Raw genomic sequence first — 26,023 nt, forward strand, 5'->3', positions numbered from 1 at the left:
AAAAATCGAGACATAATTATATTTAATCTTGGATATTCTCCAATTAAACAAATTCCAATATCATCACAATGGATTTTATCAAAATGAAAATCTATCTTTTTATCATAAAATCTTGTTCGTTCGAACAGTTTAAAACAAAAAAATAAGATTTGTAACAACCATTATATGTTTTAATTTTTCATAGCCTTCAAAGAATCAATTTGCTTCTGTAATCTTTCAATTTCTTTAGCCTTTTCATCTACTATAGGAATAATGCTTACAGAATCTTTTACCGTTTCAGAAAGATCTATGTCTTTAGTGTCTTCAACAAAATAATAGCCAATCCCTTCACTAGCTCTCCAAGCCTCATTCAACTGGTCGTAAACAGTTTTATCCCATTGACTTGGGTGCTTAACATCAATCCAAATAACATCTCTATACTCGCTATCAATCAATGCTAAATCTGGAGTCGCTGAACCATCAAAATTACCAGAACCTTCTCTTACAGCTGATATAGTACCTAAGAAGAACATGCGTTTTCTTCCCGCAATATTTTTTATGTATGGTCTAAACTCAACAGGTTTATTCACCGACCAATCAAACTCTTTGCGAGATTCAATAACTTTTAAAGGCATGGCTGAAACACCCGCATATCCTTGTTTTTTAGACGCATGATCGTAATAATAAATGGTATCGGTACCATCTGCTGGTATAAAAACACTAAAGGTTAAACTGGTACGGGCATCCCCCACTGGTTCTAAGCCAAACCAATGATATAAACCACTATATGCATCCGTTTCAGTATCAGAAAAATCAAAATCAGTAACAAATGGTTGTTGATTCTGATCGTCTGCTAAATTAGGGATCTTAACAGCTGTTTCCATATTCCATGGTAACGGATCGCTAAATCCTCCTAAAAACTTTAAGGACTCCGCCTGTAAACGTGATACTTTTTCTGCTAATGTATTTTGTTTTGTGAGATACGGGTGATTTTTCATCTCTTCAGGACTTATATAAGTTCCTTTTCCTATTAAAATACGTTCGATATAATCATTAAAATCATGTTCACCATTCTCAATAACCACAACACCCCCAAAGGTTGGATAGGGAAATAAAAAGCCTTTCCATTTAATTAAACTTACAACTTCCACCCATTGACCTGTATCGTTTTTCATATAATAGGTATCACTAGGTTCCAGTGTAAATAACTGGAAAAAGTTGAAACGTTGTACTACAGCATTATAGGTGTTTCTACTAAACTTTAATGATTCTCCTATCGAAAAGGTTACTGGAATTCTGTTTTCACTTGAAAACCTGGGAAATGGTGTGGTACTAGACACTGCAAAAACTTCTTCAGTGTTATCTGTTATACCTTGCCATACGTACTTTTCTGTAGGTTGTATAGCCATTGTCCATTTATTCTCATCGTCTACTCTTACTAAATGTGGTAATGAAACATCTTTGGTTTCTCCTACACTTTCATTTGCCATAGAGAATACGTTACGTAATGGTTGTATGCGTTCGTTCTGCGTTAGAGGTAGCTCATTAATCTCTACCCTGTTTAGATTATTAAAAACATTGTATGTTTTCATATAATCATACATTTTAAAGTGCCAACCTATTACATATAAAATTCCGAAGAAAACAACCAATAATCCCAGAATAGCTAAACGTGTTCCAGTGTTTGCCGAGCGTCGAAACTTTCGCAAACCCAAAAACAAAGCAATGGCGCTTAATAGAATGATGAAGATGAATTTCCTAACAAATAATAAAGCTGGTTGATAATCATCACGTAAAACAAATAATGTAATGAGCAAGATCAATGCAATAATTATTGTTCTAACCTTTTGTCGTTTTCCTCTGTTCCAGTAGCTTTTAATCATATTATCTTTTTGTCATTCCTGCGTAGGCAGGAATCTTATTATATTATTAATATCTTATTTCAAAGTGGATTCCTGCCTACGCAGGAATGACAATTACAACAATCCTTTATCCTTTAATCGTTCTCTAGCACTTTTCTGTTCTCCTTCTGGTTCTTCTTTTATTTTCTCTACATCTTCTATTTCTTCGGTTTCTTTTGTTTTTAGGTCTTCAATAAAATCTTTTCCTTTTTCAATAGTATCATGAACAATATCTTCTAAGGAATCTGATTTTTCTTCGATAACTTCTCCAGATTTAAAGACAAAATTAGCCAAATAAGTTCCAGCAAGTGTACCAACAATCATAGAAGCAAATATTGAAATAGTCGCTATATCTATGGGAATTAAAAACCGAGTAATAACGATACCTACTAAAAATAGAAACCCAATAAAAACCAACCGAACTAAGAATGATTGCTGATATACAAACCCCTTTTTATCTGTGGGTTTCATTTGCAATGCTTTCGAGTTAAAAATTTTATTAAAAAATCGATATAAACCATTACCACGAGATTCTTTCCAATACAAAAAAGTACCAAAGAAAATTGCTGCTATAAAAATTATTAGATCTAGTCCCATGTTGTTATTTTTTAGTTTGAAGTACGGAGTTGGAAGCTTGAAGTTTCTTACTCATACTTGTTAATACTCTTTTTATTTATTCTCCTCCTTTTTAAGGAGGAGTGGATTTTGATTTCTAAAAATCAAAAGACGAGGTGGTTATTTACCCTTCCGTCTTTAATTCTCTTAAAGAATTAAATCCACCTTCCCTTAATAAGGGAAGGAACTTATTAATTACTATACCAGTATCTATAAAATTAGTCTATAACCACTAAATTTTGTTACTAATAGTCGCTATAGCCCATTCTTTAAACGAATCGTCCCATGACTTAAAACTAGCATAAAAATCTTCTTTGTCGTACCAATACCAATACAATACATCTTTAGGCGCAACGTTTACCAACAATTTCCAGATTAAATCTTGGTGTCTTCCTTCTAAAGAGGAATGTGGTTTATGTAATGCTTCAAACAATTTTAAATCTACAATGTCGGCTATTTTATATTGATTGCTAGTTTCTATTTTTTCTAAGTAACGCTCCACACTCATAACCTTTTTACGTGATTCCAGATCTAATTTATTAAGATAACTTTTGTATAAAATAGGATTGTCTAAAATATCCTTAACTGGATGTTCTGTTTTTTGTAGATATTGTGTTATTTCAAACTTTTTAATACGCTCATAACGTTCTGTTTTTACCGCGTTTTCTAAATCGTATTCTATAATAACATGATCCCGCAATTTATCCATTAATTCTGGTTGATGAATATGATATATTAGCACATCATAATTTGTATCTTTAATAGCTTCTTTATGCCAGGTCTCATCTTCAAAAACTATTATTGGTGTAATAAAATCACGTAACACATAAACACCCTTAAATGCTTTGGTATAAAAAGAATCGGTGTTGAATTGTAGCTCGTACAATTCTAAATCTCTATTACGTAAGTCTCCATAAGCTTTAGCAGAGACTAATAGTTGTTCATGAATTTTCTCATCTATAAAATTATTATCTCTATTAAAAGTTTCAATGAGTTTTAATTGCTCTTTTTGAACATCTACCAGGTTATTTATTAAATGAAAATTGATAGATACCGTTTTGTATTTTAAAACATCCAAGGGTTCATAAAAAGTATCAATCCCCTGATCGAAATCTAAACAAATGGCACAATCGCGTGTAATGTCATTTATTTTTTCTCCATGTGTTTTAAAAACATGTTGCATCATATCTCTATCGAATGTATGAAAAGGCACATACACTGGTTTTCCTTTTTGAAGTGGCGAAATTATAATACCATGTGCATTGGCATCACCATTATTTAGATAATGCATTGCTTCCTTTTCTTCTGCAATCTCTGGACTCCATCCTATACCATCTATATGAAACGTTTTTAACTTCGTTTTTGTAAACCCTAATTTTACCAAACATTTATTATAACGCTCCACTAGTTTTCCGCTAACGGGAATTAGTTCACTTCTATATAAATTGGCTTCTTTTAATTTGTCCATCTTTTGTTATTCCCACGAAGGTGGGAATCTCATTATTTTATGTTATTAACTTAAAAACATTATTTTATCTTTCAAAGTGGATTCCTGCCTACGCAGGAATGACAAACTACTCCAACAACTTATGAATCATTGCATACTGCAACAAAACAATAGTCCTTGTATCTACTATTTCTCCAGTATTCAGCATATTAACTGCTTCAGAAAAAGACATCTCTAATACGTCAATATCTTCATGTTCACTATCTAATCCACCACCATCATTAACTTTCATAGCATCGGTGTATTCACCAATAAAGAAATGCATCTTTTCTGTCATCACTCCGGGGGACGAATAGGCTTCATATACTTTTTGTATTTCTTTAATCCTATAACCAACTTCTTCCTCTGTTTCTCTTATAATACAGGCTTTCGGGTTATCTTTATCGAGCATTCCTGCACAAATTTCAACTAAAAAACCATCGTCATTGTCATTCACATATGTGGGCATCCTAAACTGTTTTGTTAGGATAATCGTTTGCTTTTCTTTGTTATAAAGAAGAATTCCTGCTCCATCTCCTCTATCGTAAACTTCTCTTACTTGGGTTACCCATTTACCATTTGTCATTAAATAGTCAAACGTTAGTTTTTTGAGTATATAATAGTTATCCGAAAGTAATTTACTTACTATATTTTTAATACGATTAGTTGCCATTTTCAAAACTGCTTCTTGCTTCTCTATCTATATTTAATTGGTTGACTCTAGCATCTACTTTTCGTTTAAAATCGGTATCTGCAATGGTTGCGACATTATCTAAATAACGAACGACTTCTTGACGACGAATTTCCGAAAAGTCTAAGCCTTTCATATTGGCACGCATCAATTCCTGAAGCATATTAAACTTAGTTTCATAATCTTGCTTGAAATAGGTTTCTGGGTTTTCGAACCAATCTTCCTCTAAATCAAAATCTGTTAGTCGTAACGACACAGCACTTTGAATGTTTCTCACATCACGTGATGAAAAGAAAGGAAACGCCTTTTGCATATCTTTATAAAGATTCGCATAGAATGCATGTTCATTGGTTTTGAATTGTTTTTCTACGTTATCATAAATATCATGAACACGTTCCTCGGTTGGTTTGTTAGAAACATTAAGGATTTCTCCCATGTTTTTTGCCAACCCTTGATCTTCTAAATAGTTATAGTTTTCTGGCCCTTGCATGTTTACAAAATCGGGCATGGTAGCATCTAATTTACGCCACCACAAGTGATCTTGATCTAAAAAGTCATGCTCTGTTCTGGCGCCATCTATTTTAAATCGCCCTTGTACACGAGAAATAACTGCTTTATCTAGCATTTCGGGTAGATTAGTAAATAATCCTATCGAACTGTTCCCATAGTTTACGGCATAAGCACCTTCTGTATAACGCAAAAAGACTCCTATTACCTCTTTTACTCCTGCCGAAACACCTTGTGCTGTTCGTTCTTGTAAATTATTCTCGGCATCATCAATAGGTGCAAAAATTAATTTTGAAGGGTCTTGCATAGGTTTCATCCACTCGACCATTTTTTCTGCCGAACCGCCTTGAAATGTACTTATTAGCGTATCAGGCATCGGGTGAAACAAAAACGGAATATCTAAAGTATCACAATGTTCTTTAAGTTTCGTTGCAATCGCAGCAATCAACATACTTTTTCCTGTTCCTGGAATACCATAGCCCATAAATACAGGCATAAAACCACCTAATTCCTGAAACGGATTTTTCTTAGCTGTAAAATCATAGCTCAACATACGTTCGGTTAAACGACGTGCAAAGTGTTTTGCATCTCGATTCCCAACAATTTGTTCAAACTTAATTTTATTGAACTCAATGCTTTTTGCTGTTCCTTCAAATACATTGCTCCAACCAGAAATAGCAAATTCAGATTTTTCTAACTTATACGTTCTGTCCTCAATAGTTTCGGTATATTCTAAACTGCTTTTACGTAATTGAATTTCATCAATTAAAGCTTCAAAATACACCACTGTAAAATCGATAACATCTTTATCGGATTTGATGATTTCTGGATGCCCTAAATATTTGTCGTAATAAAATAAACCACATGAGATTCCTTTTAAAGGCGTCATTATAGACACTTCTGGAATGCCTGCAAATTTCTGCTTCATGACACTTAAATCGTCTGAAGCATGTGGTTTTATATCGTTTAAAATCTTATATGCTGTAGCAAATATCATAAATGCTGTAGCGGTATGCATTTTACTTTCAAATTCACGCTTACCATTGGTATCTAAGGCTGATTTGTTTTCGTTTAAACTTGATAAACCAGATGCATCATAGTAACTATCTTTAATCCAAATACCTAAGGTAATACCTTCTTGTACGGCATAAAGTGTTTGATTCAAATTAATAGGAATCGCAATGGAATCTGGTAATAATCGTTTTTTTAAAGCTAAAATCGTTTTTGATACTGAGGTAATCTCTGCTGCATTGTTACCATTATTGGCACGAGACAGGTATAACAAAATAGACTCACCTTGAGCATCTTTATCTTTATTCTTTGCTCGCTGACCTTGCTCCCATTGTATACTTTTTAAATAAGAAGACGCTTCATCTCGAAGCATATCAAGTTCGGTAAGTTTTATTGGGAATGTTGAGTTGTGTTCCATTTGTTTACTTATTATTATAGAAAATTACTTCTGCATGCTTTAATACATCAAATATATCTAGCAATGTTTGTGTAGGCACAATTATTTTATATGCTGCGAATAAAGCATTTTGTATATCTATAATTGTATTTTTTCCATTTGCATAACTTAAAATGATATCTTCAAATTCATAAATTCTTAATTCTCCTACTTCTCGTTCTCTTAAAACTGAAAGTAATTTTTCAATTTCGCTTTGAATTTTGACATATTTATCTTCATCTTCCTTTATTTGCCCATATGTAGAATAAAAAGAGTTTAGTCTTTTATCAGAAAATTTATTGGGTATTATTTTATTAGCTTTTAGTTCTTTTTCTGATAAATTATAATTTTTATTTACGTCATCATTATTTATAGTTACTAATGATGCTAAATCTTTTAATGCGCTACTTTTTTCTAAATTATATTGTTCAATTTTATGTGAAATTATTTTATTAACTTTTCTATTATTAGAAAACTGTAAACATGTTTTTAGTGTTTCAATTTCTCTTTTGTATGCACAGTTTATAATTTGTGAAGCAAAATAAAATGTCTTTTTTTTATTTTCATTACTGCTTAACAAATACTTTCTACTTTCAAACTTATCTTCTTCTAATCGTTTTTTACCATACATTTCTACGAGATTGATTATATCTACTGAATTATCTTCATCTGCATATGCAGCCATAATGATATTTGCCATTCCTATAAAAACAACACGGTGTAATTGTGTCGCATCAACTTTATCTGGAGTATCTTCACTAGAATGGTAAAAATTATCAGGCCAAGTACTATAGGCGATTCCTGGGATTCCAAAATCATTAAATATTTGATGATCAGAGCCTCGTGTATACCTTTCAATACCTGCATTAATATGATTTCGAGAACCTGTTAAAGAAATAATATGATAGTCTTTTCTTTTTGGATACTTACTATTATTAAAAGTGTTTACAAAATCTAATATAGATGCTGAAAATGCGTTTATATATGATGGATTCCAATCTGGGGTATATGTTATATTAAAAAAAGAATTTGACTTTTTTAAGTTTGCACCTAACATATCTAAGTTTATATTAAAAAGAAGCTTTTTATTTTTATCCTTTAAATGTCTTGAAAACCAAGCCTTAGTACCCGTGAATTCTGGTAACCACAAAAAACGTATCGTTCTTAAAGGTTGCTGTATCTTATTTTCATCTATCAGTTTTTTAAAAGTCCTTATTATCTCCAAAGAAACCGCACTTCCAGATGCATTATCATTTGCTCCTGGTTTATAATGATCTATATGAGACGTTATAATGATTTCTTCATCGGGGAATTTTGATCCTTTAATAATACCACTTACAATACCAAATTCATCAGGCTCAAGTGTTGTGTCAACATTAACCTGTAGACTAACTTTTCCTCTGCTTAATTGACTTTTTAACTCATTTGCTCTGCGGTTAGATATCATAAAAGCAAAAGATTGTTTCTCCTTATTTTCAACTGTTGGCATATAAGTCCACCCTACTTGATCTTGATAATCACCTTCTTGCCTATTTGATTTATCCCAATATGGGGTCGTGTATGAGGAAATAATACCTATAGCTCCTTTTTCCCAAACAGCTTTGTTTAGAACAGTATACGGGCTTTTAGATGTTAATACTATATTTCCTTTTATGTCTTTGTTTATGTAATCTGAATCTTTACCTTGTCCAATATCCACTAAATCTGCAATGGTATCTTTTGAATAACTATTAACGACTAAAGACATTGGAAGTTCTTTATAGGATGTTAATTTATAGTAGTAAGGTGTATTTACAAACAACTCTCCTTTTTTAACCTTCCATGTCATTTGTGGAGCGTCTCCAAAATAACTAGTTTCACCATCTGATTTATAATATTCTACTTTTAACTCATCGAGACCAAATTCTTTAGCTTTTTTTTCGATTAGGTTTATAGATTTGTTATAACCTTCTGTATTTTGTTGTCTATCAATTAATGAAATTTCCTGAACCAAATCATTAGCTATATCGCCAGAGCTATTATGAATAATTAATTTAGTAATAGAATCACTTATAATTAAACCTGTATCCGAGCTTAAATTTTTTAAAACAGGAGTGCTTTCTTGAGAAAAGGCTAAGGATAGACATAAAAAAAGAAAAACTAAGCTTATTTTTTTTTCTTTTTTCATGGTTTATCTATTTTCATTCCAACTATTTCAACAGGCGGTTTTGCTAAATCATTTATAAGCTCTGGTGTTTTATTGTATAGTAATTGAATAATACGATGTGGTGCAAATACGTATTTTTGTTTAAACACATCGTTCCATTTTTGAAGGATTTGTTTATTAAAAAACCCACCTTCTTTAAATTCACTGCCAGATACGACTTCATCTATTTTTAATGAAATAGCATACGATTCTAAAGGAATTTCTTTCTTGCCTATACCTTCTAAAAGCGCATGTGTTATATCGTTTTCATCTTTTGCAAAAACATTATGCATGGGGCCTAAATCGATTCGTTTTATAAGCTTTGGTGCTACTTTGGCTAGTTTTCTATCTATAGTATATGCCATAGTATCTAAACTCATTTTTCTATCTGCCGTAGTTTTTAAAACCTCATAAATTTCATCTTTATAATCGTTAATGCGTGTACCGTCATAATTGAAATACATAAAGCAGATAAAAGGTCGGTTAAGAGACACATCGTAAAAACTCCAACTAGTAAGTAAATCCCCGTTTGGGTTTTTAGGAACACTTAATATTTTGCCTTGTACAAAACGATTAAAGATATATTGTTTCTTAACTGATGAATAATATACTATAGATGCCGCCTGAAATAATTTGCTTTTTTTAATGGGTTCTTTTTTACGCATTAAGGTATCTAGAAACTCTTCTTTTAAAGTGTTTACTGGTGTTAGTTTTCCTAAATAATCATCACGCAATTCTAAATCGTTAAACAGGTAACGAAATTCCAAATAGTTTGGAAACCCAGAATAAGTTAAATCGACCTTCATGTTATCCTCGTCGTCATACATATATTTAATACGCATGGCTTCTATAGAGTATAGTAACAGATCGTTATATTGCTTAAACAAACGTACTTCTTGATTATTACAAAGGGCTTGTTGTTGTACAGCAACTATAAGTTCTTTAAATGCAAAATCAATCATTTTATGATAGAATACATAATGTTCTTTGGAATCTAGAACTGCTGAATCTAATGGTGTTACAATGTGATTAATGGACATTAATTAAGTATTCAGTTGCAGTATTTAGTAGATAGTTATACTATACTACTAATACATTAATATTTTATGTTTAAAAATGGGCGTTACCACAAGGGTCGGGCTTTCACTACTCGCTCTTTTCAAGGAGCTCAAACAAACCGTTCAATCCCTAACGCAGTATAAAGATAACTTCAGAATTTCTATTAATAAGATTCTGCCTTCGCGGGAATGACAAATTATCTTAGCTCAACAAATCGTCGTCGCTTGCTTCTGGCTTTGGTTTCCCTTCTGGTTCACCATCATTACCGTCTGAAGCTTTATTAGGATCTGTTTTATAATAGTCTTCGAAAATCTCTTTCATATCGATACCATAACGCTCTGCAAAATTCTTTTGAATATCCTTGTCTTTAGCACGAATTTCTTGTAAAGCTTCGGCATAACTGCTATATACACCTTGCATTACTTTTTCATGAACGGGGATATTATCCATCATGTCCTGACGTGCTTTTGCACTTGCTGTATGCATAGAGGCAAGGGTTTCACCTATATGTTCATCGGTTTTTACACCCAAGTGTTCTAAAATGGCTGCAAATTCTTGATCGGTTCTAGCTTTTAAAGCTACTACATAACCATCATAGTATTTTAAACGTTCTTCAGTATCACTCTTTAATTTAGCTCGGTGTGTTTGTAAGTTGCTACGTAACGAGGTTAATACTTTGATCGTTAAATTATGTTTGTGCACAAAACTATCTTTACTGGCTGCAAGTGTTGTATACGCGTTTTTTAAACCCTCTAGTTCTTCTACTTTTTGCTCTAAAGTAGTTACTTTACCAACGGCTTGTGCATAATTTGCAGATTGCTTATCTACAATATCTTCAAGTTCTTGACGTGCTTGTTTTAATAGCGCGTATTGCTCTTCTAGTTTATCTTCTACTTCTTTCTTCTTTTCTAATGCTTTTGTATGATTTTTGGTTGCTTCAACAATGGCATCTTGCAACTTGTCTTCTACTTCTTTAATCTCTATTTCTCGATTTTTTAATCTGCTTACTGCTGCTTGAGATTTATAAGACAATTCACTTAAAAGTGTTTGAACATCGGCACTTTCAATACGTTCTTGAAACATCGCTTTTGCTTTATTATCTGCAGCTGCACGTGTTTTTTCAGCAATTTTAAGTTCCTCTTGCTCTTTTATAATTTTACTTTTACGCCCCCAAAGGTTATTCCACCATGTATCTGGTTTGGCTTCGGCATCTTCTAATTCTATTCTGGCGCGTTCTAACGCTTTTTGAGCATCGTCAATTACTTTTTGCTCGGTAGCGTTAAGTGCTGAAAATTTTTCGAAAATAATACCAACTTCATCTTGATAGTCGGTTAGGTCTTTAATAGCATCTAAAAGCGTTGTTCTATCTTTTTCTGCCATATCTACCACATCATCTAAAGTGGCATTTAATATTTTTTGTCGAACTTCTGGATCATCTTCTTGCGATAATTTAGATTTCATAGTGTCTATGGCTTTTCCCCAATTGACATCTACTTTTTCTGTTTTCTCGTTAGAATTGGTTTCTAATAAATCAAAATCATCTGACATAAAGATAGAATAGTTTTAAATTTGTATAAAAATATTTGAGTTAAGCAATTTCGTTAAAAAAAATCAATTTTAAAAATAAACACTTATTTTGTTTTTAGCCTCTTTTTACCAAAACAAACCCTACTTAAGTAGGATGTAAATTAAAATATTAGACTAAAGTTTAAGAAATCTTATTTTAACTCATCTTGCTTAATACAAGTGTGGAACTTTAATAAAATGTTACATTTTTTTTAAATTAATAATTATTTTATCATGATGTTATCTTTTTAGTAAATTGCTAAATGGATAAATTATATTATATTTGGTTAGACTATCTAACCCAACCTTTAAAATAAATTATGTTACTTAACTATATGTCTTTGTATACATTAGTTCTCACTTTAATAAACCAATCTGATATTGTTACAGTGCTAATTGTTGTGGTGATTATTTTCTCTATTTTATTAATTTTTGGTGTGAGAAAATCTTATAAGCTTAAAAAGGAGAATGATAGATTAAACAGCATAGATACAAAAATACCTGATGAAGCGGATGACGATTATACAGATTTTACAGAGGGGCATATGTATGATAATAAATAAAAAACGCCCACTTTTCAGCAGGCGTTTTATAAACTTATCTCACTAATTTCTTATACTTTATTCGTTTTGGCATTAAATCACCGCCAAGACGTTTCTTTTTATTTTCTTCATAATCACTAAAACTACCTTCAAAGAAATATACTTGAGAATCGCCTTCAAAGGCTAAAATATGGGTACATATTCTATCTAAAAACCATCTATCGTGCGATATAACTACTGCACAACCAGCAAAATTCTCTAAACCTTCTTCTAAAGCACGTAGTGTATTTACATCAAGATCGTTAGTAGGCTCATCTAAGAGCAGTACATTGCCTTCTTCTTTAAGCGTCATAGCTAAATGCAAACGGTTTCTTTCTCCTCCAGATAGTAATTTTACTTTCTTATTTTGCTCACTTCCTGAAAAATTAAAACGACTTAAATACGCACGTGAATTCACTTGCTTGCCTCCCATCATGACCAGCTCTTGTTCATCACTAAAATTTTGCCAAATTGATTTTTCTGGATCGATGTTGGAATGGCTTTGATCTACATAAGCTATTTGAGCTGTTTCTCCGACTTTAAACTCGCCTTTATCTGGTGTTTCTTCACCCATTATCATTCTAAAAATAGTGGTTTTACCAGCGCCATTAGGACCTATAACACCAACTATTCCTGCTTGTGGGAGGTTGAAGTTTAAATCATCATACAACAATTTATCATCATATCCTTTACTAACACCAGAGGCTTCAATAACATTGGTTCCTAATCGTGGGCCATTAGGAATGTATATTTCTAGTTTTTCGTCAAGTTGTTTTTGATCTTGACTCATTAATTTATCGTAATTCTTTAAACGTGCCTTCTGCTTGGTTTGACGACCTTTTGCGCCTTGCCTTACCCATTCTAACTCACGTTCTAAGGTTTTTTGACGTTTAGATGCTGTTTTACTTTCCTGTGCTAATCGTTTTGATTTTTGATCTAACCAAGATGAGTAATTTCCTTTCCACGGAATCCCTTCGCCTCTATCCAATTCTAAAATCCAACCTGCTACATTATCTAAAAAGTATCTATCGTGCGTTACTGCTATTACAGTACCTTTATATTGCGCTAAATGATGCTCTAACCAATGTACAGATTCTGCATCTAAGTGATTGGTAGGCTCATCTAATAATAATACATCGGGTTCTTGTAAAAGTAAACGACATAGCGCTACACGACGTTTTTCACCTCCAGAAAGTACTCCAATTTTTTTATCACCATCTGGAGTACGTAAAGCGTCCATGGCAATTTCTAATTTGGTATCGAGTTCCCAGGCATTCGCAGCATCAATTTGGTCTTGAAGTTCTGCTTGACGGTTCATTAACTTCTCCATTTTATCAGGATCGGAATATACTTCTTCCAAACCAAACATGTCGTTGATTTTGTTATACTCGTCAAGAATAGCAACGGTTTCGGCTGCACCTTCTCTTACTACTTCCATGACTGTTTTATCATCATCCAGTTTTGGCTCCTGCTCTAAAAATCCAACGGAATAATCTTGTAAAAAGGTAACATCTCCTTGGTAATTTTTATCAAGACCAGCTATAATTTTTAGTAGCGTAGATTTACCAGAACCATTAAGACCTAAAATCCCAATTTTGGCTCCATAAAAGAAGCTTAAATAAATATTTTTTAATACGGGTGTATTGGCACCTTGAAATGTCTTAGTTAAACCAGACATTGAGAAAATTACTTTCTTGTCGTCACTCATTATTAATTATTAATTTGTAGTCATTAAACTTGCTCTTGTAAAAAATGGTCAATCAAAATAGTAAATAATTACTAAACTCTTCCTTTTAAAGCATTAAATACCCATGCATTAGCAAAAAAACCAATTCCAACAGCAGCAAAGCCCCAGCCTGCTACATCATCATATCTAAAGGCTCCAAGTGCAATTAATGCTAACCCTACAAATATCATTATAAAAGTAGCCCAAGCTAAAACGGTATTTTTATTCATTCCCATAATATTTTTCTATTTTGGTTATTAGTCAGAACGCAAATATCGTATATTTTTTGAATTGATTTAAGGAAAAGATGAATTAACACGAAACTATAATAGTCTGATGTTTTTAAATCAAGTTGCAATTTTCTGAATAGTTTTAAAATACCAACGGCTATGAAAATATTTTGTATTAAGATATTATACCTATTTGTAAAGTAAAAATTTCATTCTGATAGCACTAATTTTTGAACAAAAAAAGTATGCATGTCATCCTGAATGTAATGAAGGGTCTCTTAAAGTTTTAATGTTTAACGATACTTCACCTTGCTACCATTGACGGATTTCATAAGTAATTAATTTTCAATCATTTGTCATTCATAGCACAGCGAAGAATCTTTATTATTAATCTCTAAAGATTATTCAGTCGTACCTCCTCTGATGACACCCCAATTACGTCATTTCATCCGCTAGTTAAAATTTTTAACACAGATCTCTAGATGACACTTTTTAAGCTCCTTCTTTTAACTCGCTGGAAGAAATCCCATTTTACCCGCTTGATAATCCCGCATCGCTTCCATAATCTCTGTTTGTGTATTCATAACATAAGGTCCGTAAGTAGCCACTTTCTCATTAAAAGGTTCACCAGAAAGAAATAATAGCTTACTTGTATTATTTCCTTTAATGGTAAAACCGCTGCCATCCTGATTAAATTGAATGAGCTGATTTTTATCTAGTTTCAAATTTTCTGAACCGTTAACTGCTACATCTCCATTTAATAAATACAACATCGATTGATGTGTTTTAGAAACCTCTACAAAGTACTCACCGCCTGCTTCAATAGCAATCATATAAGCATTTACAGCTGTTTGTGTACTTATTTTTCCGTATTTACTTCCTAATTCGCCAGCAATAATTTGAATTTTCACTTTTCCATCTTCAGATGTTATAACATTAAAATCTTCGTTTTTCACGTGCTGATAATTGGCAGCAATCATTTTCTTCTCTGCTGGTAAATTCAACCATAATTGAATGCCCTCTAACGTCCCTCCTTTTTGCACAAACTCCTTTGTTGGTCCTTCGGCATGAATAATACCACGCCCAGCAGTTGTCCATTGTACATCACCAGTTTTAACAATACTTTCATTCCCTAAAGAATCTCTATGTAATTGTTCGCCTTGAATTAAAAAGGTTATCGGTTCGAATCCTCGATGTGGATGTGGTCCTAAATCGAAAGGGTTATTTTCTTCTGAAATTTTATAAGGACCATAATGATGTAATAATATAAATGGATCTACCATATCTATATCTCGACCTGGTAATGGTTGTCTTAATTGTATAGGTCCCATATTAACAAAATCGCTTCGTCCTACTGTTTTTATTGTGTTTGTTTTCATAATCCTCCCTAATCCCTCCTAAGGAGGGACTTTTTTTAATATTAAACTTTCTTTTTTTATTCCATTGAAGAAGGGAATCTTTTTATCGCGACCTCAAAAAGTATAATGAGATTCCATCCTTCGAGGGAATGACAAATTAGTTGTCATCGCATTTTATCTAGCAGATTACTTAATTGTTCTGCTTCCTCTTCACTTAAATTTTTTAATAAATCTTTATTAATATTACGTGGAATTGCTGCTAAAAGCTTTTTTCCTTCATCGGTAATAACAATTTTAACAACACGTCTATCATGTTCTGAAGGGATACGCTTAATACAATCCTTTGCACATAATTTATCCATTAATCTGGTTGCATTAGGGGAACGTTCTAGCATTCTATCCTTAATCACTTGAACATTTAAAGGTTCTTTCGCGCCATTTAATATTCTTAAAATATTGTACTGTTGAGGAGATATCCCATATGGCTTAAAGAAATCATTTTGATAACTTGTTATCCAACTTGCCGTATATATAATATTCAACAAAGCCTTAATTCTGTTATTTGGAAACTTTGAATTGATATCTTTGGAAAAATCCCCCATGTGTTTTTGTATTCAGTATTCAGTATTCAGTTATAGTTCTTTTTGCAATGATGCTATTTTGTTTTTCAAATCAGAATTTAATGCTTCATTGGTAATCTTTCCTTCCGAAAAATTATCGTTGAATGATGGAAAAGAAAAGTCTTCAATAATGTTTCCCCCCATAAAAGCAAAGCGTCCTTTTGCAATATCTAAAACAGTTGCTCCTCCTCTAGCTCCTGGAGATGTAGCCATTAATAACATAGGTTTCTCACTCCATAATTTACCATCTATTCGAGACATCCAATCAAATAGGTTTTTAAATGCTGTTGAATATGCTCCATTATGTTCTGCTAACGATAAAATAATGCCATCTGATGCTTTAATAGCGTCTAAAAATTTATGCGCGTTATCTGGAATACCATGATCTATTTCATAATCAATACCATATAAAGGTAATTCAAAATCGTTTAGATCTAAAATAGTAACCGTTACGTTTTCAACCAAACTTGATGCATAGCTAGCGAGTTGTTTATTTATTGAGTTTCTACTGTTAGTTCCTGCAAATGCAATAATGTTTTTCATATGTTTTAATTATTTTATGATACAAATATAGTGTAAAAACAATTAGTTTCCAAGGAAACTAATTCCATGTTATATATTTTATATTTTTTCATTAGCAGAGATTCAGAATATCATAATATGACCTTATTCGAAATAGGTGGCAACTATCCCTATTCATTAATTTTGTTACCAAATACTACGGGTTTACCAAATAAGTAAGAATGCTCGTTCCTTGTAAATAAGAATTAAAATAAAGTTGTTATTTAAAGTATGGATATATTAATCATTAATTTGTTTTACAATAGTTTACAGAATATATTAGCACCCTGAAAAAAAAAATATGTTCCCCAAAAACAACCTACTTTTTTTCTTTATAATTATTGTTTATCAGTTTGGAAATACTCAAAGTTTAAAAAAACAAACTTTAGGAAACCAAGGTGCTTCTCATTTTGTTTATACCAATAATAAAAGTTATTATATCCTTGAGAGTATTGGGCAAGCTAGTGTTACCCATACTTTTAATGCTAATAATTATTCATTGAGACAAGGTTATTTGCAACCTGTATCTGCTTCTTTAATTTCAATAGATTCCAATACAGATATTGAAGCTGTCATTTTTCCAAATCCGTTTTCATCTAAAGTTGAGGTTAAATTTAAAAAACCAATTATCGATATTTTGCAGGTTACGCTTAGAGATGTTTTAGGCAGAATTATTTTAAATAAACAATTTAGTCCAATGCAATCCATTGTTTTGAATTTAAATAATTTAAATACCGGGACTTATTTGATTCAAATAAGAATGCGCTCCAAATTATTAAATGCGAAAATTATTAAACGATAATATGAAGAAACAATTGCTATTTAATCTCATTTTTATATTCAGTATTTCAGGTTTTGCCCAACAATTATATATAGAATATGGATCTAATATTTTATCATTTGATTATAAAAACTCACAAGGTATGCCTTTAGATAATCTTTTATCACAGTCTAAAACCTACCTGGGTATGGGATATAGAGATAATATCAATAAAGAAAAAACACTCTATCTCTCTTTAGGAGCCACTTATAGTGGTTATGGAGTTATAGGAAGTGATCTTAGATTAGATAATTATTATGAGTGGGATGTTAGTTATTTGGGGGTTACAGCAGGTTTAGATACTAAGTTGTTTCAATTAAATGATTTTTTATTCTATATAAAAGGGGCTATAGCTACCGAGTTCTTGATAAGAGGAAATCAAACTATAAATAATCAAGTATACAATTTAATAGGAAAAGAGGAATTTAATAAAAACATCTTTTTTATAAAAGGAAGCTTAGGCATGCAATACCCTATTTCCAGGAGTACGGCTATTTTTGCAAATTATACATTTGGCAAAACAGTACTGATAAATAGTGATACTAGTGAAGAAACATTAAAATTAAATGCACATCAATTTGGATTTGGTTTTGTTATAAATCTGCCAAATTGTAATTGCGATAATTAAACAAAATATGAAAATGAGACCTACTTATTTAACTTTTTTATTATTAATATTAACGTGTTTTAGTTATGCACAAACAGATGGAATTACGTATCAAGCAGTTATTATAGATAATAATCCACAGGAAATACCAGGCGTAGATATTCCATCTAACAATATACCTAATACAGCATTACAGGTTAGATTTACAATTATAGATAATTTGAATAATTCCGAATATCAAGAAACTCATAATACAACAACCAATGCCTATAGTATGATTAATTTAGTGATAGGCAAAGGCACACCTAACATTGGAGCATTTGATGAGATATATTGGAATAACTCTAAATTTTTAATGGTAGAAATCGATTTAAATGATGGTAATGGAATGATTGAATTTAGTTACCAAGAGCTCACCTATATACCATATGTAAGGCATAGAGAAATTATAGCAACGTCTACTTTAGATGTCGATGGAGTTACTAATTTAAATAGTGATTTATTTGTGAACAATGGTTCTTCAACTACCTTATCAGGAAATTTAACAGTACAAGGAACATCATTATTTCAAGATGATATAACTGTAGAAGGAACATCATTATTTCAAGACAATATAACAGTAGAAGGAACATCATTGTTTCAAGACGATATAACAGTAGAAGGCACGTCAAATTTAAATGATCAGGTAACCATTAATGCTAATATAACAGGAGGTGAAGAGAGTTATGAAGCATATCCATTAAGAATAGAAGGCAGCCAGCAAGGTATTGCAGTTAGATTAACAGCGGGTACTCCAAATAATTCTAATAATTTTATCACCTTTTTTGATAATGGAGGTAATGCTGTAGGTCGTATAGAGGGAGAAACAACAGCAGAAGCAGCTAGTGATCCAGAGTTTATTTATGAAGAGTCTATTTTGATAGCTGAAGAAGTAAAAGCAGGCGTAAATGTTGCTTCATCATTTACACCAATCGTTGTAGGAGGTGTGGGAGCTGCAACAGGTCCCTGTGGCCCTTGTATTGCCTCGGCGGCAGCAGATTTAGCTTTGGCAACAGCAAATTTGGTTACTTTTAATCTTTTCGCTTTATCTAATTTGGGGGTAACATACCAATCGGGTTCTGCAGATTATGCCGAATGGCTAGAACGAAGCAACTTTGGTGAAAAAATGAGTGCAGGTGATATTGTAGGGGTAAATGGAGGAAAAATTTCTAAGTATACAATGAATTCACAACACTATATGGTTGTTTCTACTAAACCAGCCATATTGGGTAATATGCCAATGCAGGGGAATGAAGCATTATATGAAAAAGTAGCCTTTATGGGGCAAATTCCAGTGAAAGTTAGAGGTATTGTCTTGCAAGGAGATTATATCATACCTTCTGGTCTTAATGATGGAACAGGAATAGGTGTTTCACCTCAAAAAATAAAAGCAGAACAGTATCGCGAAATTGTTGGCGTAGCATGGTCTGAAGCATTGATAAATAATGGTGTATCAATGATAAATATGGCTATAGGTTTAAACGCTAACGACGTGGCTAATTTGGCTATAGAACAAGAAAAAAAGATTAAAGTTTTAGAAGATAAATTCAAAACTTTAGAGCAGCGTTTATTAGCATTAGAACATGGTTCTGTTGAAGTTGTAAATTTAGAAAAAACGACCACAGAAAAGGAAAATAAGACACCTCAAAAAGAACTGTCAAGGTCTCAATTAGTTGCATCTTATATGCCTCCTGAGTTAAGTGATGAAATTATGGAAGAGGCTATGTTATATTTAGAAAATGGATATAAGAATAATGGGATTGACATAGAAAACCACCCTGGATTAAATAAATTATTTAACGATTCTAATTATAGAAAAAAGATTATAGCCAAAACAAAGGCTAATTATAAAAAATCTTATAAGAAGCTTTTAGAAAAAAACTAGAATAAACAGAACGTAACGTTTTTAAACTAAAAAATCTTGAAACTGACTATCCTTACCTTTACAAGCAGGTAGTCATGGATATTAACTTCAATAAAAAAGAAGATCATAATAAACTCTTACTCTTCTGATTAAACAACCGCTTGGAAAAGTTTTTTTAAATTATGTGGTTTTTTCACACACCATTCTAAATCATGCTTTTTATATTTAGATAAATAATTTAAAATTAAACCCCATGAAAAAACTTTTTTTTATTGCTCTTTTTGCAATCGGATTATCAACCACAGTACACTCACAATGTGTTTCAGATTATAATTATAATGATATTACTTTATGCGGCTTAGATGAAGTAATAAACTTTAATGGAGGAAACAGTGGCGGTAATCATTGTATTATTTGGGTTAATGGTTCTAACAAATATGCTAGTATTTATATAGGTGGCACTGAATATTCTGCATCATTACAGTATAGATATCTTTTGGCTGGCTTAGACATGTACTATGTAGAAATAGATGTTGATGATGATACTTATGCGTTCATGGTAGGAGTAAATGGTTACGCCCTTGAGGAATACGACATTTGCAAAAACTAATTTCAATGCGATTTATATAACATCGCATAGAAGTATTATTTATTCGAAAAAAACATTTATATATTAAAACTTCTCATTTATGTGTTTTTTTCACACGTCGTTCTAAATCATGCTTTTTATATTTGAGATAAACAATTTAAAATTTTAAACCCCATGAAAAAACTATTTTTTATTGCATTATTTGTTATCGGATTAACAACTACAATTCAGGCACAATGTCTAAACCCATCTAACACTCCTGGATATACTGGATCTACTGGTTTTCTAGATATATTTACATTTGGTAGTGATTCTATCGATGTGGGAATAAGTGTTTCCTCTGAAACATTTACAATAGATGCTCAAATAATAAATTTAACCAATATGGGTACGTATTATGGCCCTTATTATCTAGAAGGTGGTGAAACATTTTATTTTGCTGAAATTACATATGGAGGTTATACTTATTATGCTGATATATCCAAGAGTCATCTTAGTGGTTTAATAGATCATTGGGAGGTTTGTAGATATTAAACAATATATAAACTTACTCGTTGTACATTTAAGGAAGCTTTCTTATTTTTAAGGGTATTAATATCATATTTAGGCTTAATAATTCTATACCCCTAACCAAAGTATCAAAGTTATTTCTAAACTAAACCATTTAATTGATTTGTGAGATTTTTATCTTAAACGCACAACGGGTTAAACTTATACTTTTTTATTTGTATTATTTTATTCCCTTTCTCTTTCGTCGAACTCAAATTTGTAGATCCTCTTCAAATTTTTCACAGACACAATAATATATTTTCACTAACTTATAATTCTTATCATTGGTTTTTGCATTCAAAAAAAACCTGTTGAAATAAACTTTCTATGCGCTTAAAATCAGTATATTAAATAATTTTTAACTGTGTTTTTTCAACTAATCAAACTTGTTTTTTTTATTATTCCCAACTCTCAATTTGCATTTCTTCCTAATCAATAATCATTTGTTACCAAATTGATATAAAGACTAACATAATTATTAATAGTGGATATTAAAAAAAAACTTAAATCTTACAAAAAAGGATTAATCTAAAAATTTAAACTTTTGTACTTTAGCGACAAACTAACTAATATATTACATGGATATTAACTTCAATAAAAACGAAGATCATAATAAACTCTTACTTTCAGAATTAAAAAAACGCTTAGCACAAGTAAGCCTTGGTGGCGGAAAAAGCCGTATAGAAAAACTTCACAGCAAAGGAAAAATGACTGCTAGAGAACGTATTAATTATCTATTAGATGCTAAGTCTAAATCTGTAGAAATTGCTGCTTTTGCTGGAGAAGATATGTACAAAGAGCATGGAGGCTGCCCTTCTGGGGGTGTTGTTGTTAAAATGGGCTATATAAAGGGCAAACAATGCATAGTTGTTGCTAATGATGCTACAGTTAAAGCCGGGGCTTGGTTTCCTATTACTGGCAAAAAAAACTTAAGAGCTCAAGAAATTGCTATCGAAAATAAACTTCCTATTATTTACTTGGTAGATTCTGCCGGGGTGTATTTACCGCTTCAAGATGAAATATTCCCCGATAAAGAACATTTTGGACGTATTTTTAGAAATAATGCCATTATGAGTAGTATGGGAATTACCCAAATTGCCGCTGTTATGGGAAGTTGTGTTGCTGGAGGAGCTTATTTGCCTATTATGAGTGATGAGGCTTTAATTGTTGATAAAACAGGCAGCATCTTTCTTGCGGGGAGTTATTTGGTAAAAGCTGCTATTGGAGAAACCATTGATAATGAAACTTTGGGAGGTGCAACCACGCATTGCGAAATTTCTGGAGTAACCGATTATAAAGCCAAAGATGACAAGGATGCTTTAGATACTATTCAAAATATTATCGATAAAATTGGTGATTACGATAAAACGGGTTTTAATCGCTCCGCTTCAAAAAAGCCAAAAGAAAACCCAGAAGATATTTATGGAATTTTGCCTAAATCCAGAGCCGATCAATATGATATGTATGACATTATAAAGCGATTGGTCGACAATTCTGAGTTTGATGAATATAAAGCAGGCTATGGACAAACCATTATAACCTGCTATGCCAGAATTGATGGCTGGGCAGTTGGCATTGTTGCTAATCAACGTAAATTGGTTAAAACAAAAAAAGGTGAAATGCAATTTGGCGGTGTTATTTATAATGATAGTGCCGACAAAGCAACACGTTTTATTGCGAATTGTAATCAGAAAAAGATCCCATTAGTATTTTTACAAGATGTTACGGGTTTTATGGTTGGTAGTAAAAGTGAGCATGGTGGTATTATTAAAGATGGTGCCAAAATGGTAAATGCCGTTAGTAATTCTGTGGTTCCAAAGTTTACGATTATTATCGGAAATAGTTATGGTGCTGGAAATTATGCTATGTGTGGAAAGGCTTACGATCCTAGATTGATTGTTGCGTGGCCTAGTGCAGAATTGGCGGTTATGAGTGGTAATTCGGCAGCCAAAGTATTATTACAAATCGAAAAAGCTTCATTAGAAAAGAAAGGCGAAAAAATTACGCCTGAAAAAGAAGCTAAGCTTTTTAATAAGATAAAAGACAGATACGACAATCAAGTATCTCCTTATTATGCTGCTGCACGTATTTGGACGGATGCTATTATCGACCCCTTAGATACTCGAAATTGGATTAGTATGGGCATTGAAGCCGCTAACCACGCTCCTATTGAAAAACCATTTAATTTAGGAATATTGCAAGTATAATATAATAAAACACTTTCAACCCCAAATTTGTTTAGATTATGAAAAAAAGAAATATTTTACGCATACTAGGCCTACTGTTTACTAGTTATGTGTTATACTTAGTCTATACCTTCTATATCGATAATAATGACAATATAAAGTCCATTTATTTGGTTCCTAATGATGCTGTTTATATCATTGAAAGTCAGAAACCGATTGATAATTGGAATGCTATAAGTAAAAGTGATATTTGGAAACACCTAAATACCAATGCTTATTTTAATAACCTTTCCGAAAGTCTTAATAAGCTAGACACCATCTTTAAACAAGATGAAAGTACTTTTAAAAGACTAGGAAACAGAGATATACTTATATCTGCTCATGTTTATGCGCCAGGAAAATATGATTTTTTCTATGTTATTGATTTACAGAAAATAGCAAAACTAAATGTACTAAAAAATCATTTAAACACATTTACTAATGATAATTTTAAAATAAGTAAGCGCAAATATCATGAGCATCAAATAACAGAAATTTTCGATATAAAAACTCATGAAACACTATACATGAGCTTCATAAAAAATCAAATGATTGTGTCGTATATGCATACACTCGTTGAAGCTTCAATAGATCAATATTTAGAACCTCAGATTGGAAGAGATCTTAATTTTATAGAAGTAAGCAGAGAAGTTGGTTATAATGATATGTTTCGTTTATATTTTCAGTATGACTATTTAGATGATTTTATTGAGGTTTTTTCGAAAGAACCTAGTGATTTTGGAAAAACATTAAGCAACAGCTTAGAGTTTAGTGGTTTTAGCTTTGATCTAGATGATAATACCATAATAGCAAATGGCATAACAAATTTTAATGATAAAGCAAACGCCTACTTAAAAGCTCTAAAAAAATCTGGAAAAAGCACACGTAGCATTAGCAAAGTGGCACCAAAACAAACAGCACTTTATTTAAGTTTTTCGTTTAGTAGCTTTAATGAGTTTTATAATAATTTTGAAACCATTCAGAAAGAAGATCCAGAGCAATTTAAAAGTTATTTAGATGGGATAGAAAAAGTAGAAAACTTTTTGAAGATAGACTTAAAAGAAAATTTTATTAGTTGGATAGATGATGAAATAGCCCTACTCCAACTGCATTCAACAGTCTCTCAATCTAAAAAAGATGTCGCCATTGTTCTAAAAACGAATGATAGTGAAAATGCAAAAAAACATTTAGACTTTATTTTAGAACAAATACGAAAACGTAGCCCTGTAAAATTTAAAGAAGTTAATTATAAAGGTTATCCCATTAACTTTATGTCCATTAAAGGTTTTTTTAAACTCCTCATAGGAAATTTATTTAAAGACGTTGATAAACCTTATTTTACTATAATAGAAGATTATGTGGTATTTAGCAATCACCCCAATACCTTAAAAAGTATTATAAATAGTTATACAACTAAAGAAACTCTAGACACTTTTGAAGCCTATAAAGATTTTAACGATATGTTTGATAGCAGATGCAGTGCTTTTACCTATATAAACGCTCCTAATCTATATAATAGTGTGTATCATTCTGTAGATACAAATACAAAAAAACAGTTAAAGACGAATAAAGATTATTTTATTTGTTTTCCGCAAATTGGTATTCAATTAACATCGGAAAAAGACTTTTTTGAAAGTAAAATAGTTATCGATTATGAAGATCCAGAGATTGTAAAAACAAAATATACCTTTACAGATACAAACATCAAACCTAAAACAAACACACGCGCTCAATTAATAGAAATTACCGAAGAAAATTTAAACAAAGAAACTATTTTCAATATTCCCGAAATTTATCCTACAGATTTAACTGCTAAAGAATTTATAAAAAAGCACGCGAATGGAAAGGTTAAATTTTCTGTTGAACTAAAAGACGGATTAAAACATGGAGACTATAACGAGTATTATAAAAATGGAAAACTAAAAATCTCTGGAAAGTATTCTAAAGACGAACAAAATGGTACTTGGCGTGTTTATAATTTTGATGAAGATTTAATATTTAAAAAGCGGTTTTAATGCTTATCAATGAAATAAATTAAACAAAAATAAAATGGTAGTATTCAATATTCATGCTGTAATAGTTATTTTACTAGTTCTTGGAGTAAACTATTTATTATCCTTCATTTTTCCTGATTTTCAAAACCGGAGTCATCCTTTTTTTTGGTTAGCCTTTTCTGTTATTGCCGGAATTACGGAACAAACAAAATTAAAAGGAAGATTATTTTGGTTGCCTTTATGGTTAATAGGTCTTTTTGTTTTTACAAAAATATCTATTAGCGAATATCAAAAAAACGATTCTTTAACAGCTCCAATAATTTTTCTTGTTATAGTTATAATTGCTTTTTTATTAATTAAAGTCTTTAATATTAAAGGATGGAATAAGGCAAAACAACACTTGAAAAGGCTAAAAGAAACAAATCATGATGTTAACAATATTGAACAATCCTCCCTTTTAAAACAAGCCTTTTTCCTGCCTCGTTTTTTTATTCCTGATAGTGACATACAACTTATGTTTTTTGGAAAAATATATAATAAGATATATACATTATGGTTTTCTAAGCCTGAAAGAATTTCACATTATTTAAAACTTATCACTCTTATAAAAAATACAATATCTGAAGAATTGTTTAATGCTAAAGTTTCTGTTCTTAACGATAGGCTTATAAAATTAAGAGAAGGTAAAGTCACCTCAATAGATGAATATTTAGTAAAAAATATTGAAGAAGTTCTAAAAAAATAGAAGCCTAACACTAAATAAAGGATTTTAAGTTTTTTATTTTCTCGTGAAAATTCTGTATATTAATGATTGAAAATCAATA

22 protein-coding genes are annotated in these 26,023 nt (G+C 31.5%); 9 read left to right on the plus strand and 13 right to left on the minus strand.

The window, feature by feature from the left end:
- Nucleotides 1–170: 170 nt before the first annotated feature.
- The 8 genes from Q4Q40_RS16845 to Q4Q40_RS16880 form a co-directional block, all read right to left on the minus strand.
- On the minus strand, nucleotides 171–1,862 hold the full coding sequence (locus Q4Q40_RS16845) for a hypothetical protein (RefSeq protein WP_303303102.1): 1,692 nt from the start codon (nucleotides 1,860–1,862) through the stop codon (nucleotides 171–173).
- Between the two features lie 93 nt (nucleotides 1,863–1,955).
- Entirely contained in the window at nucleotides 1,956–2,477 is a 522-nt protein-coding gene (locus Q4Q40_RS16850; protein ID WP_303303103.1) for a hypothetical protein, read from the minus strand.
- A gap of 250 nt (nucleotides 2,478–2,727) precedes the next feature.
- Entirely contained in the window at nucleotides 2,728–3,963 is a 1,236-nt protein-coding gene (locus tag Q4Q40_RS16855; protein WP_303303104.1) for a DUF6638 family protein, read from the minus strand.
- 106 nt (nucleotides 3,964–4,069) lie between these two features.
- Entirely contained in the window at nucleotides 4,070–4,654 is a 585-nt protein-coding gene (locus Q4Q40_RS16860; protein WP_303303105.1) for an NUDIX domain-containing protein, read from the minus strand.
- Nucleotides 4,644–6,608 (minus strand): AAA family ATPase, encoded by a 1,965-nt coding sequence (locus Q4Q40_RS16865; RefSeq protein WP_303303106.1) that lies wholly within the window; start codon nucleotides 6,606–6,608, stop codon nucleotides 4,644–4,646. Before Q4Q40_RS16865 ends, Q4Q40_RS16860 begins: the two co-directional genes overlap by 11 nt.
- Before the next feature lie 4 nt (nucleotides 6,609–6,612).
- Complete coding sequence (locus Q4Q40_RS16870) at nucleotides 6,613–8,793, minus strand: M28 family peptidase (RefSeq protein WP_303303107.1); 2,181 nt, start codon at nucleotides 8,791–8,793, stop codon at nucleotides 6,613–6,615.
- Complete coding sequence (locus Q4Q40_RS16875; protein WP_303303108.1) at nucleotides 8,790–9,851, minus strand: hypothetical protein; 1,062 nt, start codon at nucleotides 9,849–9,851, stop codon at nucleotides 8,790–8,792. Before Q4Q40_RS16875 ends, Q4Q40_RS16870 begins: the two co-directional genes overlap by 4 nt.
- A 220-nt stretch (nucleotides 9,852–10,071) precedes the next feature.
- Nucleotides 10,072–11,418 (minus strand): coiled-coil domain-containing protein, encoded by a 1,347-nt coding sequence (locus Q4Q40_RS16880; protein ID WP_303303109.1) that lies wholly within the window; start codon nucleotides 11,416–11,418, stop codon nucleotides 10,072–10,074.
- A gap of 338 nt (nucleotides 11,419–11,756) precedes the next feature.
- Here Q4Q40_RS16880 and Q4Q40_RS16885 point away from each other — a divergent pair, with 338 nt between their 5' ends.
- Nucleotides 11,757–11,999: a hypothetical protein gene (locus tag Q4Q40_RS16885; protein ID WP_303303110.1), complete on the plus strand. Its 243-nt coding sequence runs from the start codon at nucleotides 11,757–11,759 to the stop codon at nucleotides 11,997–11,999.
- Nucleotides 12,000–12,033: 34 nt separating this feature from the next.
- On the opposite strand, the gene ettA is transcribed toward Q4Q40_RS16885, so the two are convergent.
- The 5 genes from ettA to Q4Q40_RS16910 all read right to left on the minus strand — a co-directional run bounded on the left by ettA (nucleotide 12,034) and on the right by Q4Q40_RS16910 (nucleotide 16,494).
- Complete coding sequence (gene ettA, locus Q4Q40_RS16890) at nucleotides 12,034–13,725, minus strand: energy-dependent translational throttle protein EttA (protein WP_303303111.1); 1,692 nt, start codon at nucleotides 13,723–13,725, stop codon at nucleotides 12,034–12,036.
- Between the two features lie 71 nt (nucleotides 13,726–13,796).
- Nucleotides 13,797–13,979, minus strand: a complete 183-nt coding sequence (locus Q4Q40_RS16895) for a CAL67264 family membrane protein (protein ID WP_303303112.1) — start codon at nucleotides 13,977–13,979, stop codon at nucleotides 13,797–13,799.
- A gap of 500 nt (nucleotides 13,980–14,479) precedes the next feature.
- Nucleotides 14,480–15,352: a pirin family protein gene (locus tag Q4Q40_RS16900; protein WP_303303113.1), complete on the minus strand. Its 873-nt coding sequence runs from the start codon at nucleotides 15,350–15,352 to the stop codon at nucleotides 14,480–14,482.
- A gap of 143 nt (nucleotides 15,353–15,495) precedes the next feature.
- Nucleotides 15,496–15,933, minus strand: coding sequence for a MarR family winged helix-turn-helix transcriptional regulator (locus tag Q4Q40_RS16905; RefSeq protein ID WP_303303114.1), 438 nt, complete (start codon nucleotides 15,931–15,933; stop codon nucleotides 15,496–15,498).
- A 30-nt stretch (nucleotides 15,934–15,963) separates the two neighbouring features.
- Nucleotides 15,964–16,494, minus strand: coding sequence for an NADPH-dependent FMN reductase (locus tag Q4Q40_RS16910; protein WP_303303115.1), 531 nt, complete (start codon nucleotides 16,492–16,494; stop codon nucleotides 15,964–15,966).
- Nucleotides 16,495–16,813: 319 nt separating this feature from the next.
- Between Q4Q40_RS16910 and Q4Q40_RS16915 the strand changes: the two genes are divergently transcribed.
- The 8 genes from Q4Q40_RS16915 (at nucleotide 16,814) to Q4Q40_RS16950 (ending at nucleotide 25,944) form a co-directional block, all read left to right on the plus strand.
- On the plus strand, nucleotides 16,814–17,314 hold the full coding sequence (locus Q4Q40_RS16915; RefSeq protein WP_303303116.1) for a T9SS type A sorting domain-containing protein: 501 nt from the start codon (nucleotides 16,814–16,816) through the stop codon (nucleotides 17,312–17,314).
- A gap of 1 nt (nucleotide 17,315) precedes the next feature.
- The gene (locus Q4Q40_RS16920) at nucleotides 17,316–17,960 is read left to right on the plus strand and encodes an outer membrane beta-barrel protein (RefSeq protein WP_303303117.1); all 645 of its coding nucleotides are present in this window, start codon (nucleotides 17,316–17,318) and stop codon (nucleotides 17,958–17,960) included.
- A gap of 13 nt (nucleotides 17,961–17,973) precedes the next feature.
- A complete protein-coding gene (locus tag Q4Q40_RS16925; RefSeq protein WP_303303118.1) occupies nucleotides 17,974–19,863 on the plus strand; it encodes a hypothetical protein in 1,890 nt (629 codons plus the stop codon).
- Nucleotides 19,864–20,095: 232 nt separating this feature from the next.
- Nucleotides 20,096–20,452, plus strand: coding sequence for a hypothetical protein (locus Q4Q40_RS16930; protein WP_303303119.1), 357 nt, complete (start codon nucleotides 20,096–20,098; stop codon nucleotides 20,450–20,452).
- A 153-nt stretch (nucleotides 20,453–20,605) separates the two neighbouring features.
- Complete coding sequence (locus Q4Q40_RS16935) at nucleotides 20,606–20,965, plus strand: hypothetical protein (protein WP_303303120.1); 360 nt, start codon at nucleotides 20,606–20,608, stop codon at nucleotides 20,963–20,965.
- Nucleotides 20,966–21,558: 593 nt separating this feature from the next.
- Nucleotides 21,559–23,187, plus strand: coding sequence for an acyl-CoA carboxylase subunit beta (locus Q4Q40_RS16940; RefSeq protein ID WP_303303121.1), 1,629 nt, complete (start codon nucleotides 21,559–21,561; stop codon nucleotides 23,185–23,187).
- A gap of 38 nt (nucleotides 23,188–23,225) precedes the next feature.
- Nucleotides 23,226–25,220 (plus strand): DUF3352 domain-containing protein, encoded by a 1,995-nt coding sequence (locus tag Q4Q40_RS16945; protein WP_303303122.1) that lies wholly within the window; start codon nucleotides 23,226–23,228, stop codon nucleotides 25,218–25,220.
- A 34-nt stretch (nucleotides 25,221–25,254) separates the two neighbouring features.
- A complete protein-coding gene (locus Q4Q40_RS16950; protein ID WP_303303123.1) occupies nucleotides 25,255–25,944 on the plus strand; it encodes a hypothetical protein in 690 nt (229 codons plus the stop codon).
- The last annotated feature ends 79 nt before the right edge of the window (nucleotides 25,945–26,023 follow it).

Source organism: Flavivirga jejuensis, assembly GCF_030540765.1.
Taxonomy (GTDB): Bacteria; Bacteroidota; Bacteroidia; order Flavobacteriales; family Flavobacteriaceae; genus Flavivirga; species Flavivirga jejuensis.

What these genes read in the sequence shown, in the direction of transcription:
- Q4Q40_RS16845 (WP_303303102.1), bottom strand. Translation starts at nt 1,862, where the DNA reads ATGATTAAAAGCTACTGGAACAGAGGAAAACGACAAAAGGTTAGAACA.
- Q4Q40_RS16945 (WP_303303122.1), top strand. Translation starts at nt 23,226, where the DNA reads ATGAAAAAAAGAAATATTTTACGCATACTAGGCCTACTGTTTACTAGT.
- Q4Q40_RS16915 (WP_303303116.1), top strand. Translation starts at nt 16,814, where the DNA reads ATGTTCCCCAAAAACAACCTACTTTTTTTCTTTATAATTATTGTTTAT.
- Q4Q40_RS16850 (WP_303303103.1), bottom strand. Translation starts at nt 2,477, where the DNA reads ATGGGACTAGATCTAATAATTTTTATAGCAGCAATTTTCTTTGGTACT.
- Q4Q40_RS16875 (WP_303303108.1), bottom strand. Translation starts at nt 9,851, where the DNA reads ATGTCCATTAATCACATTGTAACACCATTAGATTCAGCAGTTCTAGAT.
- Q4Q40_RS16925 (WP_303303118.1), top strand. Translation starts at nt 17,974, where the DNA reads ATGAGACCTACTTATTTAACTTTTTTATTATTAATATTAACGTGTTTT.
- Q4Q40_RS16910 (WP_303303115.1), bottom strand. Translation starts at nt 16,494, where the DNA reads ATGAAAAACATTATTGCATTTGCAGGAACTAACAGTAGAAACTCAATA.
- Q4Q40_RS16905 (WP_303303114.1), bottom strand. Translation starts at nt 15,933, where the DNA reads ATGGGGGATTTTTCCAAAGATATCAATTCAAAGTTTCCAAATAACAGA.
- Q4Q40_RS16865 (WP_303303106.1), bottom strand. Translation starts at nt 6,608, where the DNA reads ATGGAACACAACTCAACATTCCCAATAAAACTTACCGAACTTGATATG.
- Q4Q40_RS16895 (WP_303303112.1), bottom strand. Translation starts at nt 13,979, where the DNA reads ATGGGAATGAATAAAAATACCGTTTTAGCTTGGGCTACTTTTATAATG.
- Q4Q40_RS16950 (WP_303303123.1), top strand. Translation starts at nt 25,255, where the DNA reads ATGGTAGTATTCAATATTCATGCTGTAATAGTTATTTTACTAGTTCTT.
- ettA (WP_303303111.1), bottom strand. Translation starts at nt 13,725, where the DNA reads ATGAGTGACGACAAGAAAGTAATTTTCTCAATGTCTGGTTTAACTAAG.
- Q4Q40_RS16930 (WP_303303119.1), top strand. Translation starts at nt 20,096, where the DNA reads ATGAAAAAACTTTTTTTTATTGCTCTTTTTGCAATCGGATTATCAACC.
- Q4Q40_RS16860 (WP_303303105.1), bottom strand. Translation starts at nt 4,654, where the DNA reads ATGGCAACTAATCGTATTAAAAATATAGTAAGTAAATTACTTTCGGAT.
- Q4Q40_RS16920 (WP_303303117.1), top strand. Translation starts at nt 17,316, where the DNA reads ATGAAGAAACAATTGCTATTTAATCTCATTTTTATATTCAGTATTTCA.
- Q4Q40_RS16880 (WP_303303109.1), bottom strand. Translation starts at nt 11,418, where the DNA reads ATGTCAGATGATTTTGATTTATTAGAAACCAATTCTAACGAGAAAACA.
- Q4Q40_RS16900 (WP_303303113.1), bottom strand. Translation starts at nt 15,352, where the DNA reads ATGAAAACAAACACAATAAAAACAGTAGGACGAAGCGATTTTGTTAAT.
- Q4Q40_RS16870 (WP_303303107.1), bottom strand. Translation starts at nt 8,793, where the DNA reads ATGAAAAAAGAAAAAAAAATAAGCTTAGTTTTTCTTTTTTTATGTCTA.
- Q4Q40_RS16855 (WP_303303104.1), bottom strand. Translation starts at nt 3,963, where the DNA reads ATGGACAAATTAAAAGAAGCCAATTTATATAGAAGTGAACTAATTCCC.
- Q4Q40_RS16885 (WP_303303110.1), top strand. Translation starts at nt 11,757, where the DNA reads ATGTTACTTAACTATATGTCTTTGTATACATTAGTTCTCACTTTAATA.
- Q4Q40_RS16940 (WP_303303121.1), top strand. Translation starts at nt 21,559, where the DNA reads ATGGATATTAACTTCAATAAAAACGAAGATCATAATAAACTCTTACTT.
- Q4Q40_RS16935 (WP_303303120.1), top strand. Translation starts at nt 20,606, where the DNA reads ATGAAAAAACTATTTTTTATTGCATTATTTGTTATCGGATTAACAACT.